Raw genomic sequence first — 18,371 nt, 5'->3', positions numbered from 1 at the left:
TTCGACCCTGGGATCGGCGTCACAGCGATGATGGCGTCGATCCGGAACAACGCGTGGCCACATGCCGTTGTGTAGTACAGACGGAAGAACAATAATGGTGTGCGATGCATACCGTCGTCCAACGGCAGGGAGGCCACATCATGACGAACCCCATCACCAGCACCCTCGACGCAGGTCAGCAGAAAATTGCCGGCGACGCTCTTCAGGGGACCGTGGTCGATCTCATCGACCTCTCGCTCATCGCGAAGCAGGCGCACTGGAACGTGATCGGTAAGAACTTCCGGTCGGTGCACCTCGAGCTCGACGAGTTGGTCACGGCCGCACGTGAATTCACCGACCAGGCTGCCGAGCGCGCCACCGCTATCGGGGTCAGCCCCGATGGTCGCGCAGCCACCGTCTCCTCGACGGCGGGCACCAAGGGCTTCGGTGCCGGATGGACTCAGGACAGTGAGGTCGTACCGGCCGTCGTCGACAACATCGCGGCCGTCGTCGAGCGTCTTCGCGGACGCATCGCCGACACCGGCGAAGCCGATCCGGTGACGCAGGACCTGCTCATCGGCATCACAGCTCGGCTCGAGCAGCTGCACTGGATGTGGCAGGCCCAGGCAAGCTGACGTTTCTTCGCTTCGACAGGCCCCTCGCGCACAGCGGGGGGCCTGTTGTTTGCCTGCATCACCCCCGGGTATCCGACGGACATGCCTGTTTCCAAGCCGACGGTCGACGCAGTTCTGCTCGACATCGACGGCACCCTCGTCGATTCCAACTACGTGCACGTCGACGCCTGGTCGCGTGCTTTTCGTGAGGCCGGCCGGCCTGTTCCGTCGTGGCGAATCCACCGGAGCATCGGGATGGATGGGTCGAAATTGCTCGGGGCGCTCGTCGGATCATCGGACAGCGCGCTGGCCGGTGAGGCGAAGAGGCTGCACGGTGAGTACTACGCCGCAGCGTCGGCAGATCTCGAAGTGCTACCCGGTGCTCGGGAACTGTTGGCGGACTTGAATTCTCGAGGAGTCACCGTCGTGCTCGCAACGTCGGCTCCCGAGAGCGAACTGTCCACGTTGCGCGATCTGCTCGAGGTCGAGGATTCCGTCGAAGTGGTGACGAGCGGTGACGATGCCGAGGTCGCCAAGCCCGAGCCCGACATCATCGCGGTCGCACTCGAGCGGGCAGGCGTCCAGGCTGTCGACGCACTGATGGTGGGCGACAGTGTGTGGGACATCGAATCGGCCGGTCGCGCGGGCGTACGCGCCATCGGCGTTCGCAGTGGCGGTATCTCGCGCGGCGAATTGCTCGAAGCGGGAGCAGTAGCGGTGTTCGACGACCCGGCCGATCTGCTGGCCAACATCGAGAAAAGCCCCATCTATTCCGGCGAAAAGGCAAGTGCTTGAACGAGTTCCGCAAGCCGTACCCCAGGGTCGACGGTTACGTTCCCATCGAGAGCTACGGCGCAATCGGCGACGGCCGTACTGTCGCGATGATCGCCGACGACGGCCGGATCGACTGGTTCCCGGTTCCGAATCTCGACTCACCGCCGCCGTTCGCAGCGCTGCTCGACGCGCCACACGGCGGCTACATCGAACTGACGCCGACAGGCGAATTCACCGTCGGGCGCGAATTCGTCGCTGGCACAAACGTTCTGAGCACGACGTTCCGTACCGACACCGGTACCGTCCGGATCACGGACTCGCTCAACACGGGCGTGGCCGGACGGTTGCCCTGGGTGGAGTTGGCGCGTCGCGTCGAGGGACTCGACGGCACTGTCGAATTGGCCTGGTCCGTGGCGCCGGGCACCATGCTCGGCATCGCATCGCCGTGGGCGTACGACACCGAGCACGGCACCGTTCTGCGCGTGGACGGATTGACCTTGGCGGTGCGGACTCTGGGCATCGAGGACGTGCACGTGGCCGACCGCGACATCGGTGGCGTTTTCGATACCCACCCGGGCTCGCGGCACGTACTGGGTGTCGTAGGGACGGAGAACGAGCCGTTGCCGCTGCCCGATCCGCAGCACGTGGACGAGGGGATCGACCGGACCATCGACAACTGGCGCGTCTGGTCCGACGAATTCTCGTACGACGGGCCGTGGTCGGAGCACGTGGCTCGGAGTGCGCTCGCGCTGAAGTTGCTGTTACACAGCCCGTCCGGTGCGATCGCGGCTGCTGCGACGACCTCCCTTCCCGAGAACCGGACCGGTGGCAAGAATTGGGACTACCGCTACGCGTGGGTTCGTGATGCCGCGTACACCATCCGCGCGCTGCAACGATTCGGTCTTCGCGAGGAGATCCATGCGGCGGTGGCGTGGCTGCTGAAGGTGATCCGTGCCAACGATCCGTTGGTCAACGTCTTCTACACTCTCGGCGGCGAATTGCCCGGTGGCACGGAACAACCCGACGTTCCCGGCTGGCGCGGCATCGGGCCGGTGGTGAACGGCAACGCTGCGGCGGACCAACTGCAGTTGATGATCTTCGGCGACCTGTTCTCGATCATCCGGCAGTACGTGGACGCGGGGAACATTCTCGACGCGCAGACCGGTCGACTGCTGGCCACCATCGCCGACGAGGCCTGTGATTCGTGGCAGCGCAAGGACGCCGGAATCTGGGAGCTCGAGGACGAACAGCACTACACCAGCTCCAAATTGGGCTGTTGGCAAGCGCTCGACTGCGCCGTGCACCTTGCCGAGGCGGGGGAGATCCCGGGCATACCGGATCGATGGAAGGCCGAGAAGGAACGCATCCGGCACTACATCGAGACCGAGTGTTGGTCCGACGAGCGTCAGGCCTATCTCGCGTACCCGGGTGCCGACGGACTCGACGCATCCGTGCTGTTGGCCGCCGAGATGGATTTCGATCGTGGAGAACGTCTCTCGTCCACCATCGATGCGCTCGGTGACGAGCTCGGTGCCGGACCGTTGATGTATCGCTACAGCGGAGTTGCCGAGGAAGAGGTCACCTTCGTGGCCTGCGCGTTCTGGCGGGTGTCGGCTCTGTCGTGCGTGGGACGCGACGACGAGGCGAAGGCCTTGATGGACCAGTTGGTGGAGATGTCCAACGACGTCGGGCTGTACAGCGAAATGATCGATGCTTCGGATGGATCGTTTCTGGGTAACTTCCCGCAGGGCTTGAGCCACCTGGCCCTGGTAAATGCGGCGTTGACCATCGCGCGCTCGCACGACGCCACGGCCTGACATCGACCTCGAAAGCAAAGTGGGATTGTATGGATCTGGGAATCGACGGTAGAACAGCACTGGTGACCGGAGCGGACTCCGGCATCGGCTGGCACACCGCGAAAATGCTGTTGGCCGAGGGTGTTCGGGTTGTGATCAGCGACAAGGATCAGACCTCGCTCGACGACGCTGCAGCGCAACTCGAAGCAGCGGAGGGGCAGTTGTTCGCGTTCGCTGCGGACGTGACCGACACTGAGGCCGTCGAGAACTTGGCGGCGCAGACGCAGCGGGCCGTGGGCGACATCGATATTCTCGTGCAATCCTCCGGTGTGACCGGCGCTCAGGGACTGTTCCACGAGATCGACGAGGAGGGCTGGCGGTCCACCCTCGACATCGACCTGATGGGGCCTGTTCGGCTGCTGCGGGCATTCCTGCCTGCGCTCCGACGCGGCGGCTGGGGACGCGTCGTGTTGCTGACCTCCGAGGACGCCGTGCAGCCGTACGACGACGAATTGCCCTACTGCTCAGCCAAAGCTGGGGTCCTGGCCCTGGCCAAGGGGCTCTCACGCAGCTACGCGTCGGAGGGCCTGCTGGTCAATGCGGTCTCGCCGGCATTCATTCACACCCCGATGACCGACGCGATGATGGACAAGCGCGCCGAAGAAAAGGGAACCGACCGCGACGGGGCCATCGAGAGCTTCCTCGACGAGGAGCGTCCGTACATGGAACTCGGACGCCGCGGTGAGCCCAAGGAGGTTGCCTCGGTGATCACGTTCCTGTGCTCGGATCGCGCGTCCTTCGTCAACGGATCGAACTACCGAGTCGACGCCGGTTCCGTCGCAACTATCTAGGAGATACCTATGACCAATTTCGGATACACCTTGATGACCGAGCAGAGCGGCCCGAAAGAGCTGGTGCAGTACGCAGTCGGTGCCGAGAAGGTCGGCTTCGACTTCGAGGTCGCCAGTGACCACTACTCGCCGTGGCTGTCGTCGATGGGGCATTCGCCCTACGCCTGGACCACATTGGGTGCGGTGGCTCAGGCCACCGAACGCGTCGAGCTGATGACGTACGTGACGTGCCCGATCATCAGGTACCACCCGGCCGTCGTCGCACAGAAGGCCGCGACGCTGCAGATCCTGGCCGACGGACGCTTCACCCTCGGCCTCGGCAGCGGTGAGAACCTCAACGAGCACGTCGTAGGCGAGGGCTGGCCGTCCATCGACAAGCGGCAGGACATGTTCGTCGAGGCGCTGGAGATCATCAGGGCACTGCACGCCGGCGGCCTGGTCACCTACGACGGCAAGCACTTTCGCGTCGACTCCGCCCGGATCTGGGACATGCCCGAGGGTGGGGTGCCGATCGGTATCGCAGCCGGCGGCGAGAAGGCCGTGGCACGGTTCGCCGAGTACGGCGATCACCTCATTGCCACCGAACCCGACGCCGACCTCGTCAAGGCGTGGTCGGACAACCACGAAGGACCGGCACGCTCCATCGGCCAGATCCCCATCTCCTGGGATCCGGACAAGGACGCGGCCATCGATCGCGCACACGATCGATTCCGCTGGTTCGCCGGTGGCTGGGCCGTCAACGCCGATCTTCCGACGACGGCGGGATTCGCTGGAGCCACCAAGTTCGTGCGCAAAGAGGATGTGGCCGAGACGATTCCGTGTGGACCGGACCTCGACGCCATCGTCGAGGCCGTGAAGCCGTACTGGGAAGCCGGGTACACCGACATCGCACTCGTGCAGGTGGGCGACGAAACTCAGGAACGCTTCCTGGCCGAGGCCGCAGGCCCGCTGCTGGAGAAGCTGCGCGCTGCGTCCAGCTGACCCGACTTTTCGACGAGACCCCGATCGATGTCTTCGATCGGGGTCTCGTCGTCGTGTGGTGTCCTACGGAGCCAGCCGGGACAAGTTCTTCGAGATGCTCGACGTCAGTGCCTTACCGACGATTGCAGCGAGTCCGGGGACGGGCGCGTCGAATCCGATCGTGTAGTCGAGCTCGGTGCCGCCGTCGGCGGTGGGCGTCAACTTCTGCACGCCCCAGTGCCCACGTAGCGGACCGCCCTTGGTGATGCGGTACTCGATCAGCGAGTTGGGCTCGGACGTGATGGTGGTTTCCTCGAACGCGGGCATCGGCCCGAGCTTGAGACTCCGGGTAGAGCCGACTCCGTTGCGCGAGGTGTCGCCGTCGCGCACACGGTCGATCTTCGCCAAGAACAATGGGCCCAGGTTCTCGTGTTCGGACAATGCCGCGAAGACGACGTCGGGAGGCGAGGAGAACCGATGGGTGACATGAACGCGGGTTGGTGTCGGCATGACTCACAGTAGCGTCGATCGGGCAAAGAAAAAGGACCCACGCGAGTGGGTCCTTTTTCTCTGTCCAACTGTCGGGGTGGCGGGATTCGAACCCACGACCTCTTCGTCCCGAACGAAGCGCGCTACCAAGCTGCGCCACACCCCGTGTACCGCTGGAGAAGTCTAACTCACGACTGCCTCGGAACGCGAAACGCCCTCGTCGGAGACGTTTTTCGGACCCATTCTGGGGGCCGGAGTCAGGGTGATCAGGGTGGCTTCGGGCCGGCAGCAGAAGCGTGCCGGCGCGTAGGGCGAGGTTCCGACGCCTGCGGAGACGTGCAGCTGGGTGTGAGCGCCCCACTGGGACGGACCCTTCACCCGGGATCGGTCGATCTCGCAGTTCGTCACCAGCGCGCCGTAGAACGGCAGGCACAGCTGGCCTCCATGGGTGTGTCCGGCGAGGACGAGGTCGTATCCGTCCTGGGCGAACTTGTCCAACACCCGCGGCTCCGGTGAGTGCGTGATGCCCAGGCGCAGGTCGGCCAATGGATTGGGCTGCCCGGCGATGGTGTCGTACCGGTCGCGCTTCAGGTGGGGATCGTCGACGCCGGCAGCCGCGATGCGTACCCCGGCGACCTCGAGCTCGCGACGCACGTGCGTCACGTCGAGCCAGCCGCGCTCGGAGAACGCCGCGCGCAGATCACGCCACGGCAGCGATTCGCCCGTCGTGCGCTTGTGGTTCTTGTCGAAGTACTTGAACGGGTTCTTCGGCTTGGGCGCGAAGTAGTCGTTGCTGCCGAACACGAACAGGCCGGGACGCGCAAGCATCGGTCCCAGTGCCTGCACGACACTGGGGACGGCGCGCTGGTGGGAGAGATTGTCGCCGGTGTTGACGACCAGATCGGGCTCGAGCCGGTCCAGTTCGCGTAGCCAGTTCTGCTTCATCCGCTGGCCGGGCATCATGTGCAGGTCGCTGATGTGGAGTACGCGCAGAGTCGCCGAACCCGGTTCCAGCACCGCCATCGACGTCTCACGCAGCGTGAACGCATTGCGCTCGATGAGCGTGGCATATCCGACGCTCAACGCCGCGGCTCCCGCGGTCCCGATCACCGAACTCTTCAGCGGCGACGCTCTGACGGCGTCTCGCGCGTGCTCGGCAACCGAGCGCAGTTGCGTGGAGGCACCGCGCAGTTGGGTCGAGGTAGGGAGAAACGAGGGACTGAATTGTGCGGACACCTCATCCACGATACGGCAGCAACCGGATATGGACGTGCGAGCCGGCGACTGCGCCGCGTAGCGTTTCCGCCATGTCCGAACTCAAGGCTCGCCTCCGTACCGACCTGACCGCAGCGATGAAGGCGAAGGACAAACTCCGCTTGGCAACGCTGCGCATGATTCTCGCCGCCATCCAGACCGAGGAGGTCTCCGGTAAGGAGGCCCACGATCTGACGGACGACGACGTTCTCAAAGTGCTTGCCAAGGAAGCGAAGAAGCGCGGCGAATCGGCCGAGATCTACACGCAGAACGGACGCGGCGAGCTCGCTGCCAACGAGCATGCAGAAGCACAGATCATCAACGAGTACCTGCCCACTCCGCTCACGGACGAGGAGCTGGCCACCATCGTCGACACCGCGATCGCGCAGGTCGCCGAGGACCTGGGGGAGCGACCGGCGATGAAGCAGATGGGTCAGGTCATGAAGGTCGCGTCGGGACTCGCCGCGGGCAAGGCCGACGGATCGCGACTGTCGAAGGCCGTCAAAGACCGTCTGTAGTGCGCTGCGCGCAGTGGTGTGATTACGTGCCCCAGGAGGGCCCTAATCACACCACTGCCGCTGGCACTAGCGAGGAACGGTGATACCGGGAATCGCCGGGATCTGGATGCCCGGCGGCAGGTCCGGTATCTGAATGCTCGGCAGGGCCGGTGCCGGGGCCGGGGCAGGTCGAACCGAACCGTCACTGACATAGATCGTGATGTTCGATCCGGGGACCGCCGAGCCCGACGGCGACGTCGACACCACGGTGCCGCGTGCAGCCTGAGCGGCCGTCGTCACCGCCGTCACCTGGAAGCCCGCACTCTGCAGCGTGGACGTCGCAGACGACTGGCTCTGACCGGTGACATCGGGAACCTGGCCGTTGGCCGAGCCGCGGACGTACTTCTGGTCGACGGGTGGCAGCGTGACGGGCCCGAAGTTGGTGGCGATCGGGGCCATCGCGTCGAACCACGTCCGTGCCGGCTCGTTGCCGCCGAACAGGTTGCCCGAGCCGCAGGGGCGCAGCGGGAACGAGCAGATCTCGCTGGGCGTCGGTGAGTCGCCGTAGGTGTAGACGGCCGCGGCGTAGTTGTTGGTGAACCCGAGGAAGCCGGAGGACCGGTTCGACTCGGTCGTTCCGGTCTTACCGGCCATCGGCAGGTTCCAGCCGGCGGAGGCAGCGGCCGATGCAGACGTTCCGCCTGCCTGGTCGTCCTTGCTCATAGCGTTGGCGAGGGTGTTCGCCAGACCGGGCTCGACGACCTGCTCACATGCCTGGTGAGCCACCGGAACGGGCTTTCCGTCGCGGTCGAAGATCGAGTCGATGGGCGTGGGCGGGCACCATTTGCCGCCGGACGCCAACGTGGCAGCCACGTTGGACAGCTCCAGTGGGTTCACCCAGGTGGGTCCGAGGGTGAACGAGCCGAGATTCTGACTCTTCTGGAAGTCGGCCATCGACTGATCGGTGCCCGACGAACCCGGATCGTTGTACGAGCGCAGGCCGAGGCGGACGGCCATGTCGACCGTAGGCGTGACGCCGACGGACTCGATCAGCTTCACGAACGCGGTGTTGGGTGACTGAGCCAGTGCGTCGGTGATGGACAGCGAGGGTGGGTAATTGCCCGCGTTCTCCACGCAGTAGGTGGCAGCGGGGCAGTTTCTGGCTCCGCCGTCGCCGACACCCTTGACCTCCACGCGTTTCGGCACCTGCAGAGTCGCGCTCGTGCCGAGTCCGCGCTCCATGGCGGCAGCGGTGGTGAAGACCTTGAAGATGGAGCCTGCTCCGTTACCGACCAGAGAGTGCGGTTGCGGCTGCACGGTTTCGTCGGCGTCGGCATCGAGGCCGTAGGTGCGGCTGCTGCCCATCGCGAGCACCCGATGCTGGTCCTGGCCCGGTGCGACGACGTTCATCACGGTGGCGACACCGTCGAGCGAGGGACTGGTGTTCCCGACCAGAGCGGCCTTGGTGGAGTTCTGCACAGCAGGATCGAGTGTCGTGCGGATGAGGTACCCGCCCTTGTCGATCTGCTCCTGGCTGATTCCGGCATTGGCGAGGTATTCCAACGCGTAGTCGCAGAAGAACCCGCGGTCGCCTGCCGCGATGCATCCTCGGGGCAGGGTCTGGGGGTCCGGCAGCACGCCGAGCGGCTCGGACTTGAGGGCCTCCAGCTCGGCGGCGCGTTCGGGGAGGTTCTGGATCATCGTGTCGAGCACGGTGTTCCGGCGGTCGATGACGCCCTGTTCGTTGGTATACGGGTTGAGGGCGGAGCTGGACTGCACCATGCCCGCGAGCATCGCGGCCTGGACGGCGCTGAGCTGGCTGGCGTCGATGCCGAAGTACGTCTGGGCCGCGTCCTGGATGCCGAAGGACGCGTTGCCGAACGGCACCAGGTTGAGGTACCGGGTGAGGATCTCGTCCTTGGTGAGTTCCTTGTCCAGCGTCAGCGCCATCCGGATCTCGCGGATCTTACGAGCGGGCGTCGTCTCGATGGCTGCGCGACGCTCGGCGTCGGTCTTGGCCACCACGAGCAGCTGATAGTTCTTCACGTACTGCTGATCGATGGTGGACGCGCCCTGTTCCACCTGCCCGCTGGTGGTGTTGGTCAGGAACGCGCGCAGCGTGCCCTGCCAATCCACGCCCTGATGCTCGGCGAAGCGGCGGTCCTCGATCGAGACGATGGCGAGCTTCATCTCGTTGGAGATCTGGTCGCTCGGCACCTCGAATCGGCGCTGCTCGTACAACCACGCGATGGGGTTGCCGTTGATGTCGGTCATCGTCGAGACGGCGGGCACTGCGCCCTCGACCAGCTCGGCGGAGACGTTGTCGACGGTATCGGCGGCGCGGTTGGAGGCGTACCCGAACCCGCCGGCCAAGGGGAACATCACGCCGGCGAGCAAGGCACCGGCGAGCGCTGAACATCCGGCGAGCTTCGCCACGGTTTTTCCAACTGACACAGAGCACAGCGTACGTGTGCGGCGCTCGGACCGGCAGAGGCCCACACGCGCTGTGTGCTGCGCCCCTGCTCGGGACGGGCGTACCAGAAATGTGACCTTGCCGTCTTGCATTCGGGGCTCGCGTTACCTAAATTATGAACACGGTGTGATTCGCATAACACTTGATAATGAATGTGGGGCAGCTCCCAGAATTTGTGCTTCGTCCGACGAGGTACAAACTGCTTGGAGCCTCCGGGACGTCCAGTGAGGACGTCCGCAACGCAAAGGGGTATCCGCATGCACACGACAACCGCGCCGACGCGACTCGATGTAGAAGAAGCAGAAGCACGCATCGCCTGGGTTTCCCACGCCCGGTGCAAGGGCACCGACCCGGATCAGCTCTTCGTCCGAGGTGCAGCGCAGCGCAAGGCGGCGACCATCTGTCGGCACTGCCCGGTGCTGATGCAGTGCGGTGCGGATGCCCTCGACAATCGAGTGGAGTTCGGCGTCTGGGGCGGCATGACGGAACGCCAGCGCAGGGCCCTGCTCAAGCAGCACCCCGAGGTCGATTCCTGGTCCGAGTTCTTCGAGACCCAGCGCCAGCAGCAAGCAGCCATCTAGCCGCCTGCCGGGCGGGGCCGATTCAGCCCTTGCGGGTCAGCTGATCGGCCACCGCGCGGAGCGCAGCGAGGTCGGAGACCTCGAACGGCAGCGAGGGCACGCCGACGATGGGCACCCGGGGGTGGGCACCGGTGAAGCGTCGAAGCAATCGCACCTCCCGCGCTGCCGTCACGGCGCGTTGCGCGTGGATGCGGAGGACGGCGGCGGTCAACTCCGCGCCCGGGTCGTCGATTCGATCGAGGAGATCGGCTGCCGTCGCGGCGTGATCCGCCTGAACCGACGACAGCGTCGGGTGCGTCCGGTTCACCACCAGACCTGCCAACGGCATCTTCTCCGCCGACAGTCGCTCCACGAAGAACGCGGCCTCTCGTAGAGCGTCGGGTTCCGCTGCGGCCACGACGAGGAAACTGGTCCCGTCCTCGCGAAGCAACTGGTAAGTACGCGTCGCACGCTCGCGGAAGCCGCCGAACATCGAATCCAGTGATTGAACGAAAGCCGATGCGTCGGAAAGCATTTGGCTACCGATCACCGTGGAGACGCCGCGCATGGCCAGGCTCATCGCGCTGGTGACCACGCGGGTGATGCCGCGGCCGGGAGCGGTGAGCAGCCGGATGAAACGGCCGTCGAGGAACGAGCCGAGTCGCTGCGGCGCATCGAGGAAGTCCAGTGCATTGCGCGACGGCGGAGTGTCCACCACGATCAGATCCCACGACTTGTCCAGGGACAACTGCCCCAGCTTCTCCATCGCCATGTACTCCTGCGTGCCCGAGAAAGACGACGCCACAGTCTGATAGAACGGGTTGGCCAGCACCTGCTCGGCCTTCTCCGGCGTCGAGTGCTCGATGACCATCTCGTCGAACGTGCGCCGCATGTTCAGCATCATCGCGTGCAGTTCACCCTTGGCACCGGCACCCAGCTTCACCGGCTGCGGGCTGTTGTCGAGATCGCCGAGTCCGAGAGCCTGAGCCAGACGGCGAGCCGGGTCGATCGTCAGGACCACCACCCGCCTGCCCTGCTCGGCAGCGCGCAGCGCCATCGCGGCCGCGGTGGTCGTCTTGCCCACACCCCCGGCTCCGCAGACGACGACGATCCGCGACGTGGGATCGGTCAGGATGCGGTCGACATCGAGTTCGGTTGCTACTGGTCGAGTCATCGGACACCCTGTTCTGCCAGCTTGGCGGCGAGTTCGTACAAGCCGCCGAGATCGACACCGTCGGCCAACATCGGCAGCGACATCTGTGCAACGTCGAGCTCGTCGAGCGTGGTCGCGCTCTCCACCTGAGCCGAGAGCGTCGACGCATGCTCGATCGATTCGGTGAGCAGGCCCGCGAAGTCGGCCTCGGACAGGGTGATTCCGGTCTTGGCGAGGCCGTCCTGGATGGCCACGGCATCGATCTCGCCCTCGGCAATCGACTCCAGCGTCTCGGCCGGGAGGTACGTCGGTTCGGTGCGGTTGACGATGACCGTGCCGAGTCGCAGGTCCGCCGCTTCGAGCTCGCGCACCGCGTCGGCCGTCTCCTGGACCGGCAGCGCCTCGAGCAGCGTCACCAGGTGCACGACGGTGTCGGCCGAATGCAGCAACCGCACCACGCCCTCACTCTGCGAGCGAACCGGCCCGCCCTTGGCGAGATCGGCCATGGCCTTGGTGACATCCAGGAAGTTTCCGATGCGGCCGGTCGGCGGCGAGTCGACGACGATCTCGTCGTAGATGCGGTTGCCCTTCTTGTCGGTTCGCACCACACACTCCTTGACCTTGCCGGTCAGCAGTACGTCACGAAGACCGGGTGCGATGGTCGTCGCGAACTCGATGGCACCGATCTTGCGCATCGCGCGTCCGGCGAAGCCCAGGTTGTAGAACATCTCGAGGTACTCGAGGAATGCGGTCTCGATGTCGATGGCCAGTGCATAGACCTCGCCGCCGCCGTCCGCCGAGGCGACGCGCGTCTCCTGCGGGGGAAGCTGCGGCACGTCGAAGAGCTGTGCGATGCCCTGCCTGCCCTCCACCTCGACCAGTAGCACCCGCCGACCGCCTGCAGCGAGTGCGAGCGCCAATGCGGCAGCAACCGTCGTCTTACCGGTCCCGCCCTTGCCGGATACGAAATGCAGCCGCGCGGCATCTGCTTTCGCCGGCCATCCCTCTTCGTTCGATGTACCCACACCCCGACCATATAGAGAGTCGGGGCCGGTCGTCCGACGGAACCGACAATCACGTGTTCGCAGTGACGCACCCCTCGCGGTCGCTGAACGATAGGCTCACGTGCATGAGCGAAAAGATCATCTGGGAGTACTTCACCGCACCGGTTCTGATTCATGCGACCAAGCAGATTCTCGACAACTACGGCTCCGAGGGCTGGGAGCTCGTGACGATCATGGCGGGACCCAACGGCGGCGACACGTTGGTCGCGTACTTCAAGCGCCCGAAGGCCTGAGCGCGCGTGGCAAAGTGGAGCGAACGACTCTCCGAGCTGGGTATCGAGCTGCCCGACGTCGTCCCGCCGCTGGCGGCCTACGTCCCCGCGGTGCAGGTGGGTTCGCTCGTCCACACCTCCGGCCAGCTGCCGATCGTGGACGGGAACCTGACCTCCGTGGGCAAGGTCGGCGGCGACGTCACGGCTGAGGACGCCACCGCAGCGGCTCGCATCTGCGCCCTGAACGCGCTCGCCGCCGTGCACGCGCTCGTCGGCATCGACTCCGTCGCCCGCGTGATCAAGGCGGTCGGCTTCGTCGCCTCCGCTCCGGGATTCACCGGTCAGCCCGGGGTGATCAACGGGGCGTCGAACGTCATCGGTGAGATCTTCGGTGACGCAGGTAAGCACGCCCGCTCGGCCGTGGGTGTCGCCGAACTGCCCCTCGGCTCTTCGGTGGAAGTGGAGCTCATCGTCGAGCTCCGCTAGCGCGTCCGTCGTGCCGGCGCACAGGTTGTCCGCGCCGGCACGCGGAACGCCGCCGAAGTGCACCTTCGTACTCGGCGCGGGTTGCGCGCCGAGGTCCGCGTGTTCGTGGGTTACGGAATCAGGACGATCTTTCCCGGGAAGCTGGTATCGAGAGCCCGGTGCGCGTCGGCGATGTGCTCGAACGCGTAGGTGCGGTCCACGTGAACGACCAACTTCCCCTCATCCACAAGGGAACCCAGAGATTCGAGACCGACGTGATCGGGTTCGACCGAGATTCCCACGAAGGTGAAGCCCCGTTGCTCGACTTCCGCCTGCAGCGTTCGGTTGCTCCGGTCGACGATGGTGACCAGGGTGCCGCCGGGAACCAGCACCGACAGTGATCTCGATGCGTTGTCGGCCCCGATGCAGTCGAGCACGATATCCACCCCGGACACTGCACGAGTGAAATCCTGTGTCCGATAATCGATTACTTCGTCGGCTCCGAGACCGCGTACGAACTCCTCCCGCGGCCCGCTCGCGGTACCTATCACGTATGCGCCGAAGGCCTTGGCAATCTGCACGGCAAGGTGTCCGACACCGCCCCCGGCCCCGTGAACGAGAACGCGCTGACCGGGGCTGACGTGCGCCCCGTCCACCACGCTCTGCCACGCCGTCAACCCTGCCAGTGGTAGTGCGGCGGCCTGCTCGAACGACAGGGTACGAGGCTTTCGTGCGATTTGCCGAGACGGTGCAACCACCAGTTCGGCATAGGTGCTCGCAGGGCGCGGGAAGAACGGCATACCGAACACCTCGTCCCCCACCTGAAAACGCGTCACCCCCGGAACCACCGATTCGACGACGCCGGAGACATCCCAACCCAGGACGAAGGGAGGTTCACCCAGCAACGCGAACCCGCCACTGCGAATCGCTGTCTCGACCGGATTGAGTCCCACCGCGGCCACTCTGATGAGTACCTCGGTGGGAATGGGAACCGGAGCGTCGATCTCGACGATCTGCAGGACCGACGGATCGCCGAATGTGGTCTGTGAGATGGCCTTCATCGCAGTAGTTCCTCCGCTGTCGAATTTCCCTGCATCGCTTGCGTATCGAGGGTCGGCGTGGGTTTGCTTCCCTCGACGGCCCGTGGCACGAGCACCTCGGACAGTCGTTCTGCAAGCCCCCGCGCATTTCGTAGCGCTTTCATATCGTCGTCTGTCCAGGCTTGCCGTGCATCGGCGTCTTCCAGAGCGATGGAATAGGCATCGACGATTTCCGGGATGAGGCTCGATAGGTGCGATCCGACCAAGACTCGGCCGGAGATCGCTTGTTCGCCTGCCGACATCGTGGCCACCCCTCAGAGCGTGCACAAAGCCCCCGGCTTCGTGGGCAGCGTATCCGCCGCGAGTGGAGCCGCTGTGACCCTGTGATGAACTCCACTGCCCGATTAGTCAGGTTGCTGCGGCGGCAATGAATCTTTGCAGGTGCAGGCCTCGGTGCACCGAGCAGGCGTGGTCGACACCCTTGTCGACCGATTCGAGGAATTCGTCCAACAACACGGCGAAGCAGTCGGTCGACGAGGTGGATCGGTCGGTGAGGGTCTCGACGCCGTCGGTACCGCTCAGTTCGATGCGCATGAGGGACGGCATGATCGGCGTCCGCAGTGACAACTGCACTGTGCTGCGGGCCCCACCTTCGTGTTCGAGCGCCACCGTCCAACTGTCCGACGCCACCTCGCGGTGCGAGTAGGCAACGCGCGCAATGGTTCCCAGTGCAGCGTCGAGTAGATCGAACACGTGGGGCCCGATGTCGAGGATCGCCCCGTCGTCGTGCCGCCACTGCGAATTGGCGTACGCCCCGCCGAGGATCGCCCCGGAGAACCAGGTTCCCGATCCTGCTGCCCAGCTGCGTCCGGCCGCCGCGTCGAGGAATTGTCTTGTCTCCGGGGCGAATCGGAGAGTCAAGGTCACCATCGACCGCACGCCTGCTGCCGTGACGGCCGCCGCCAGTTCCTCCGCCTCGGCCACCGTGGCCGCAATCGGCTTGTCCAGCAACACATGTTTGCCTGCCTGAACTGCACGCAGCGCGTACCCGGCCTGTACAGCGGGCGGCACTGCGAACGCGACCGTGTCGACCGCACCCAGCAGGGCGTCGAACGACTCGAAGACCGGTGCTCCCATCTCGGCGGCGGCCTCGGGCCGCCGGGCCCACACTCCGGCGAAGTCGACGGCAGGATGAGCGAGCAACGAGGGGGCTTGAGTCTTGCGAGCCCAGGGGCCCGCTCCGACGAGTCCGATCTTCATGAGTGTCGACGGTAGTCCGCGTGGACAGCACTCGGGGTCGGCGACCTACAGTATTTCAATGGCCGTCTCGAACCCCCAGCATCCCGCGTACGGACTTCTTCGGCAGGTGACCCCCACCGCGTCGGTTCTGCTCGCCGACAACCCGGGGAAGATGACGCTCGACGGAACGAACACCTGGATTCTGCGAGCGCCGGGGTCGGATGAGTGCATCGTTGTCGATCCGGGTCCGAAGGATCGGGCCCATCTGGACGCCGTCGCCGCGTCGGGCGCGGTGGTTCTGACGCTCGTGACCCATCGCCACGCAGACCACACCGCTGGGCTCAAGCGATTCCACCGAAAGACCGCGGCTCCGGTGCGCGCACTGGGAGACAAGTTTCTGCACGGGGACGGCGTGAGCCTGGCCGACGGCGAGATCATCGAGGCCGCAGGACTTCGGATCGAGGTGCTGCACACGCCCGGTCACACCGCGGATTCGGTGAGTTTTGTGCTCGACGACGCAATCCTGACGGGAGATACCGTCCTCGGCCGCGGCACAACCGTGCTCGATCCGAAGGACGGCTCGCTCGCGGATTATCTGGAGTCGTTGGACCGGCTCGAAGCAGCCGGAGCGGGGAAGACCGTTCTTCCCGGGCACGGGCCGGAGTTGCCGGACACCGCCGAGGTGGCGCGAGCGTATCGCGCCCACCGTCGGCAGCGGCTGGATCAGGTTCGTTCGGCGCTCGCCGAGCTCGGCGAGAACGCGAAACCGATGCAGGTGGTACGGCACGTCTATGCGGACGTGGACAAGAAGTTGTGGCCGGCTGCGCGGATGTCGGTCAAAACGCAGCTGGCCTACCTCCGCGAGAGCTAGCGAGCTCGGCGTGCCAGACGCTCGGAGTCCGAGATCAGCACGGACTTGCCTTCGAGGCGCAGCCATCCGCGGTGCGCGAAGTCGGCCAGTGCCTTGTTGACGGTCTCCCGAGAGGCACCGACGAGCTGAGCGATCTCTTCCTGCGTCAGGTCGTGGGTGACGCGCAGCGATCCCGCTTCCTGAGTGCCGAAGCGCTGGGCGAGCTGCAACAGCGCCTTCGCCACGCGTCCGGGGACGTCGGTGAAGATGAGGTCGGCCAAGTTGTTGTTGGTACGACGCAACCGGCGAGCCAGGACGCGCAGCAGCTGCTCGGCGATCTCGGGTCGCTGGTCGATCCAGTCCTTGAGTGCAGCGCGATCCATGCTGACCGCGCGGACCTCGGTGACCGTGGTGGCCGAGGATGTGCGAGGACCGGGGTCGAAGATGGAGAGCTCGCCGAACATGTCCGACGGTCCCATGATCGTCAGCAGGTTCTCGCGGCCGTCGGGGGAGCGTCGCCCGAGCTTGATCTTGCCGGAAACGATGATGTAGAGCCGGTCTCCGGGCTCACCCTCGTTGAACACCACGTGTCCCCGGGGGAAATCGACAGGCTGCAGCTGCTTCGTCAGTGCCGCAACCGCAGAGGGTTCGACTCCTTGGAAGATGCCGGCCCGTGCCAGGACGTCGTCCACTTGCGCTCCTTTTGGGATGTCGGTGACGCGGCAACCCGCACCACCGAACGCGTTTGTTCACAGTTCGTGCCATGCACCGAACTGCGGTGCAGTTCAGGCGTCGACGTCGATCCGATGATCAAACACAACAATTACCTCAGGGGAGTCTACTTCGAGTCGGTGGAAACCGAGTGATCGACGCCACCACAGGTTGCCAGAGGTCTCGGGCGTCTGTTCCCGTTCACCCGAAATTCACCGAAATTACGACCAATGGGACGAAACGTCCGTTCAGCTGGCGCGTTGGTCGACCATGCCGTCGCGCGTGTCGACGGTCCGCGGCGGGGTCTGGCGGCGCTTGCGGGTGTTGAATCGGGCCAGTGCATGCGGGAAGCCCTCGTTCGCCAGAGTGGCGACCTCGGACTTGCTCGCCTGATCGAGGAACTCCTGCACTTCCTGCTCCCGGACGCCGAGCTTGCTGAGCCGGAACTCGACGCGTTCCATCGCTAGTGCGAAGAGCATGAGTAGTACCGGAAAGAGCACCACGGCGAGTCCTTGCATACCGGCCAGTTAACACCGAAAAGGTCTCGATACAAACACAGCTCACTGCTGCCGCGAGGAACGTTACGCATTCTTGTCCGTACAGTTGGGGAGTGGATTCGACAGCTCCGAAACGCCCCGACGTGCGCAAACGCGAGGAGACTCACCTCGGGCTCGTGCGCCGGGCCAGGCGGATGAACCGGACGCTGAACACTGCGTTCCCGCACGTGTACTGCGAATTGGACTTCACCACGCCCCTCGAACTCGCCGTTGCGACCATCCTGTCCGCGCAGTGCACCGACAAGCGCGTCAACATGGTCACCCCCGCACTGTTCGTGAAATACCGCACAGCCCGCGATTACGCCGAGGCGGATCGAGTGGAGCTCGAGGAGTACATCCGCACCACGGGCTTCTACCGCAACAAAGCGAACTCGCTGATCGGACTCGGGCAGAAGCTGCTGGAGAACTACGACGGTGAGGTGCCCGCGACGTTGAAGGACCTCGTCACGCTCCCCGGGATCGGCCGCAAGACGGCCAACGTGGTTCTCGGTAATGCCTTCGATGTTCCGGGAATCACCGTCGACACGCACTTCGGACGGCTCGTCCGGCGTTGGCAGTGGACCGAGGAGGAGGACCCGGTCAAGGTCGAGCACGCCGTCGGCGCACTGATCGAACGCAAGGAGTGGACGCTGCTCTCGCATCGAGTCATCTTTCACGGCCGACGCGTCTGCCATGCTCGTAGACCCGCATGTGGGGTGTGCGTCCTCGCCAAGGACTGCCCCTCCTTCGGGGCCGGTCCGACGGACCCCGCCGCCGCGGCCGCGCTGGTGAAGGGCCCGGAAACCGATCACCTCCTCGCCCTCGCCGGAATCGCGCCGTGAACAAGTCTGCTC

At 65.2% G+C, this 18,371-nt stretch carries 21 protein-coding genes and 1 tRNA gene; 11 read left to right on the top strand and 11 right to left on the bottom strand.

All coding sequences use genetic code 11. The features are described from left to right. Positions 1–140 precede the first annotated feature (140 nt). The 5 genes from MTX34_RS21480 (at position 141) to MTX34_RS21460 (ending at position 4,995) form a co-directional block, all read left to right on the top strand. A complete protein-coding gene (locus MTX34_RS21480) occupies positions 141–614 on the top strand; it encodes a Dps family protein (RefSeq protein ID WP_032380678.1) in 474 nt (157 codons plus the stop codon). A gap of 81 nt (positions 615–695) precedes the next feature. Next, on the top strand, positions 696–1,388 hold the full coding sequence (locus tag MTX34_RS21475; RefSeq protein WP_243610744.1) for an HAD family hydrolase: 693 nt from the start codon (positions 696–698) through the stop codon (positions 1,386–1,388). Further along, complete coding sequence (locus tag MTX34_RS21470; RefSeq protein WP_243610743.1) at positions 1,385–3,184, top strand: glycoside hydrolase family 15 protein; 1,800 nt, start codon at positions 1,385–1,387, stop codon at positions 3,182–3,184. Before MTX34_RS21475 ends, MTX34_RS21470 begins: the two co-directional genes overlap by 4 nt. A 29-nt stretch (positions 3,185–3,213) precedes the next feature. Further along, positions 3,214–4,014 (top strand): SDR family NAD(P)-dependent oxidoreductase, encoded by an 801-nt coding sequence (locus MTX34_RS21465; protein WP_243610742.1) that lies wholly within the window; start codon positions 3,214–3,216, stop codon positions 4,012–4,014. Positions 4,015–4,023: 9 nt separating this feature from the next. Then, positions 4,024–4,995: an LLM class F420-dependent oxidoreductase gene (locus tag MTX34_RS21460; RefSeq protein ID WP_243594213.1), complete on the top strand. Its 972-nt coding sequence runs from the start codon at positions 4,024–4,026 to the stop codon at positions 4,993–4,995. 63 nt (positions 4,996–5,058) lie between these two features. Here MTX34_RS21460 and MTX34_RS21455 read toward each other — a convergent pair whose 3' ends face one another. The 3 genes from MTX34_RS21455 to MTX34_RS21445 form a co-directional block, all read right to left on the bottom strand. Continuing rightward, on the bottom strand, positions 5,059–5,484 hold the full coding sequence (locus tag MTX34_RS21455) for an SRPBCC family protein (protein ID WP_243610741.1): 426 nt from the start codon (positions 5,482–5,484) through the stop codon (positions 5,059–5,061). Positions 5,485–5,555: 71 nt separating this feature from the next. Continuing rightward, positions 5,556–5,629 (bottom strand) — tRNA-Pro (locus MTX34_RS21450). Between the two features lie 17 nt (positions 5,630–5,646). After that, a complete protein-coding gene (locus MTX34_RS21445; RefSeq protein ID WP_243610764.1) occupies positions 5,647–6,585 on the bottom strand; it encodes a metallophosphoesterase in 939 nt (312 codons plus the stop codon). 185 nt (positions 6,586–6,770) lie between these two features. Between MTX34_RS21445 and MTX34_RS21440 the strand changes: the two genes are divergently transcribed. Then, positions 6,771–7,235 (top strand): GatB/YqeY domain-containing protein, encoded by a 465-nt coding sequence (locus MTX34_RS21440; RefSeq protein ID WP_243597023.1) that lies wholly within the window; start codon positions 6,771–6,773, stop codon positions 7,233–7,235. Between the two features lie 66 nt (positions 7,236–7,301). Here the strand turns inward: MTX34_RS21440 and MTX34_RS21435 are convergent, their stop codons facing one another. After that, positions 7,302–9,650 (bottom strand): penicillin-binding protein, encoded by a 2,349-nt coding sequence (locus MTX34_RS21435; protein WP_308198555.1) that lies wholly within the window; start codon positions 9,648–9,650, stop codon positions 7,302–7,304. A gap of 294 nt (positions 9,651–9,944) precedes the next feature. On the opposite strand from MTX34_RS21435, the gene MTX34_RS21430 reads away from it, so the two are divergent. Continuing rightward, the gene (locus tag MTX34_RS21430; RefSeq protein ID WP_008712729.1) at positions 9,945–10,268 is read left to right on the top strand and encodes a WhiB family transcriptional regulator; all 324 of its coding nucleotides are present in this window, start codon (positions 9,945–9,947) and stop codon (positions 10,266–10,268) included. Positions 10,269–10,290: 22 nt separating this feature from the next. Here MTX34_RS21430 and MTX34_RS21425 read toward each other — a convergent pair whose 3' ends face one another. Together MTX34_RS21425 and MTX34_RS21420 are read right to left on the bottom strand one after the other, a co-directional pair. Continuing rightward, complete coding sequence (locus MTX34_RS21425; RefSeq protein WP_243597022.1) at positions 10,291–11,421, bottom strand: ArsA-related P-loop ATPase; 1,131 nt, start codon at positions 11,419–11,421, stop codon at positions 10,291–10,293. Next, positions 11,418–12,425: an ArsA-related P-loop ATPase gene (locus MTX34_RS21420; protein ID WP_243597021.1), complete on the bottom strand. Its 1,008-nt coding sequence runs from the start codon at positions 12,423–12,425 to the stop codon at positions 11,418–11,420. The genes MTX34_RS21425 and MTX34_RS21420 overlap by 4 nt, the downstream gene beginning before the upstream one ends. 104 nt (positions 12,426–12,529) lie before the next feature. Here MTX34_RS21420 and MTX34_RS21415 point away from each other — a divergent pair, with 104 nt between their 5' ends. Further along, the gene (locus tag MTX34_RS21415) at positions 12,530–12,697 is read left to right on the top strand and encodes a DUF4177 domain-containing protein (protein ID WP_094609297.1); all 168 of its coding nucleotides are present in this window, start codon (positions 12,530–12,532) and stop codon (positions 12,695–12,697) included. 6 nt (positions 12,698–12,703) lie between these two features. Beyond that, positions 12,704–13,162 carry a RidA family protein gene (locus MTX34_RS21410; protein WP_243597020.1) on the top strand — a complete coding sequence of 153 codons (459 nt, stop codon included), beginning with the start codon at positions 12,704–12,706 and terminating at the stop codon, positions 13,160–13,162. A gap of 110 nt (positions 13,163–13,272) precedes the next feature. Here the strand turns inward: MTX34_RS21410 and MTX34_RS21405 are convergent, their stop codons facing one another. The 3 genes from MTX34_RS21405 to MTX34_RS21395 all read right to left on the bottom strand — a co-directional run bounded on the left by MTX34_RS21405 (position 13,273) and on the right by MTX34_RS21395 (position 15,441). Beyond that, positions 13,273–14,202: an NADP-dependent oxidoreductase gene (locus tag MTX34_RS21405; RefSeq protein WP_243610740.1), complete on the bottom strand. Its 930-nt coding sequence runs from the start codon at positions 14,200–14,202 to the stop codon at positions 13,273–13,275. Beyond that, complete coding sequence (locus MTX34_RS21400) at positions 14,199–14,492, bottom strand: hypothetical protein (RefSeq protein WP_243597018.1); 294 nt, start codon at positions 14,490–14,492, stop codon at positions 14,199–14,201. The genes MTX34_RS21405 and MTX34_RS21400 overlap by 4 nt, the downstream gene beginning before the upstream one ends. A gap of 97 nt (positions 14,493–14,589) precedes the next feature. After that, the gene (locus tag MTX34_RS21395) at positions 14,590–15,441 is read right to left on the bottom strand and encodes a Gfo/Idh/MocA family protein (protein WP_243597017.1); all 852 of its coding nucleotides are present in this window, start codon (positions 15,439–15,441) and stop codon (positions 14,590–14,592) included. A 58-nt stretch (positions 15,442–15,499) separates the two neighbouring features. On the opposite strand from MTX34_RS21395, the gene MTX34_RS21390 reads away from it, so the two are divergent. Continuing rightward, positions 15,500–16,291, top strand: coding sequence for an MBL fold metallo-hydrolase (locus MTX34_RS21390; protein ID WP_243597016.1), 792 nt, complete (start codon positions 15,500–15,502; stop codon positions 16,289–16,291). Here MTX34_RS21390 and MTX34_RS21385 read toward each other — a convergent pair. Both MTX34_RS21385 and MTX34_RS21380 read right to left on the bottom strand, forming a co-directional pair. After that, on the bottom strand, positions 16,288–16,962 hold the full coding sequence (locus MTX34_RS21385) for a Crp/Fnr family transcriptional regulator (RefSeq protein ID WP_027494494.1): 675 nt from the start codon (positions 16,960–16,962) through the stop codon (positions 16,288–16,290). The two genes, MTX34_RS21390 and MTX34_RS21385, sit on opposite strands and share 4 nt — an antisense overlap. Before the next feature lie 267 nt (positions 16,963–17,229). Then, complete coding sequence (locus MTX34_RS21380; RefSeq protein ID WP_121872047.1) at positions 17,230–17,499, bottom strand: hypothetical protein; 270 nt, start codon at positions 17,497–17,499, stop codon at positions 17,230–17,232. Between the two features lie 173 nt (positions 17,500–17,672). Between MTX34_RS21380 and nth the strand changes: the two genes are divergently transcribed. Then, positions 17,673–18,359: an endonuclease III gene (nth, locus tag MTX34_RS21375; protein ID WP_243597048.1), complete on the top strand. Its 687-nt coding sequence runs from the start codon at positions 17,673–17,675 to the stop codon at positions 18,357–18,359. Positions 18,360–18,371 lie beyond the last annotated feature (12 nt).

The organism is Rhodococcus sp. ARC_M5, assembly GCF_022810405.1.
GTDB classification, from domain to species: Bacteria; Actinomycetota; Actinomycetes; order Mycobacteriales; family Mycobacteriaceae; genus Rhodococcoides; species Rhodococcoides navarretei.
This window is presented reverse-complemented; position numbering and strand designations above follow the sequence as displayed.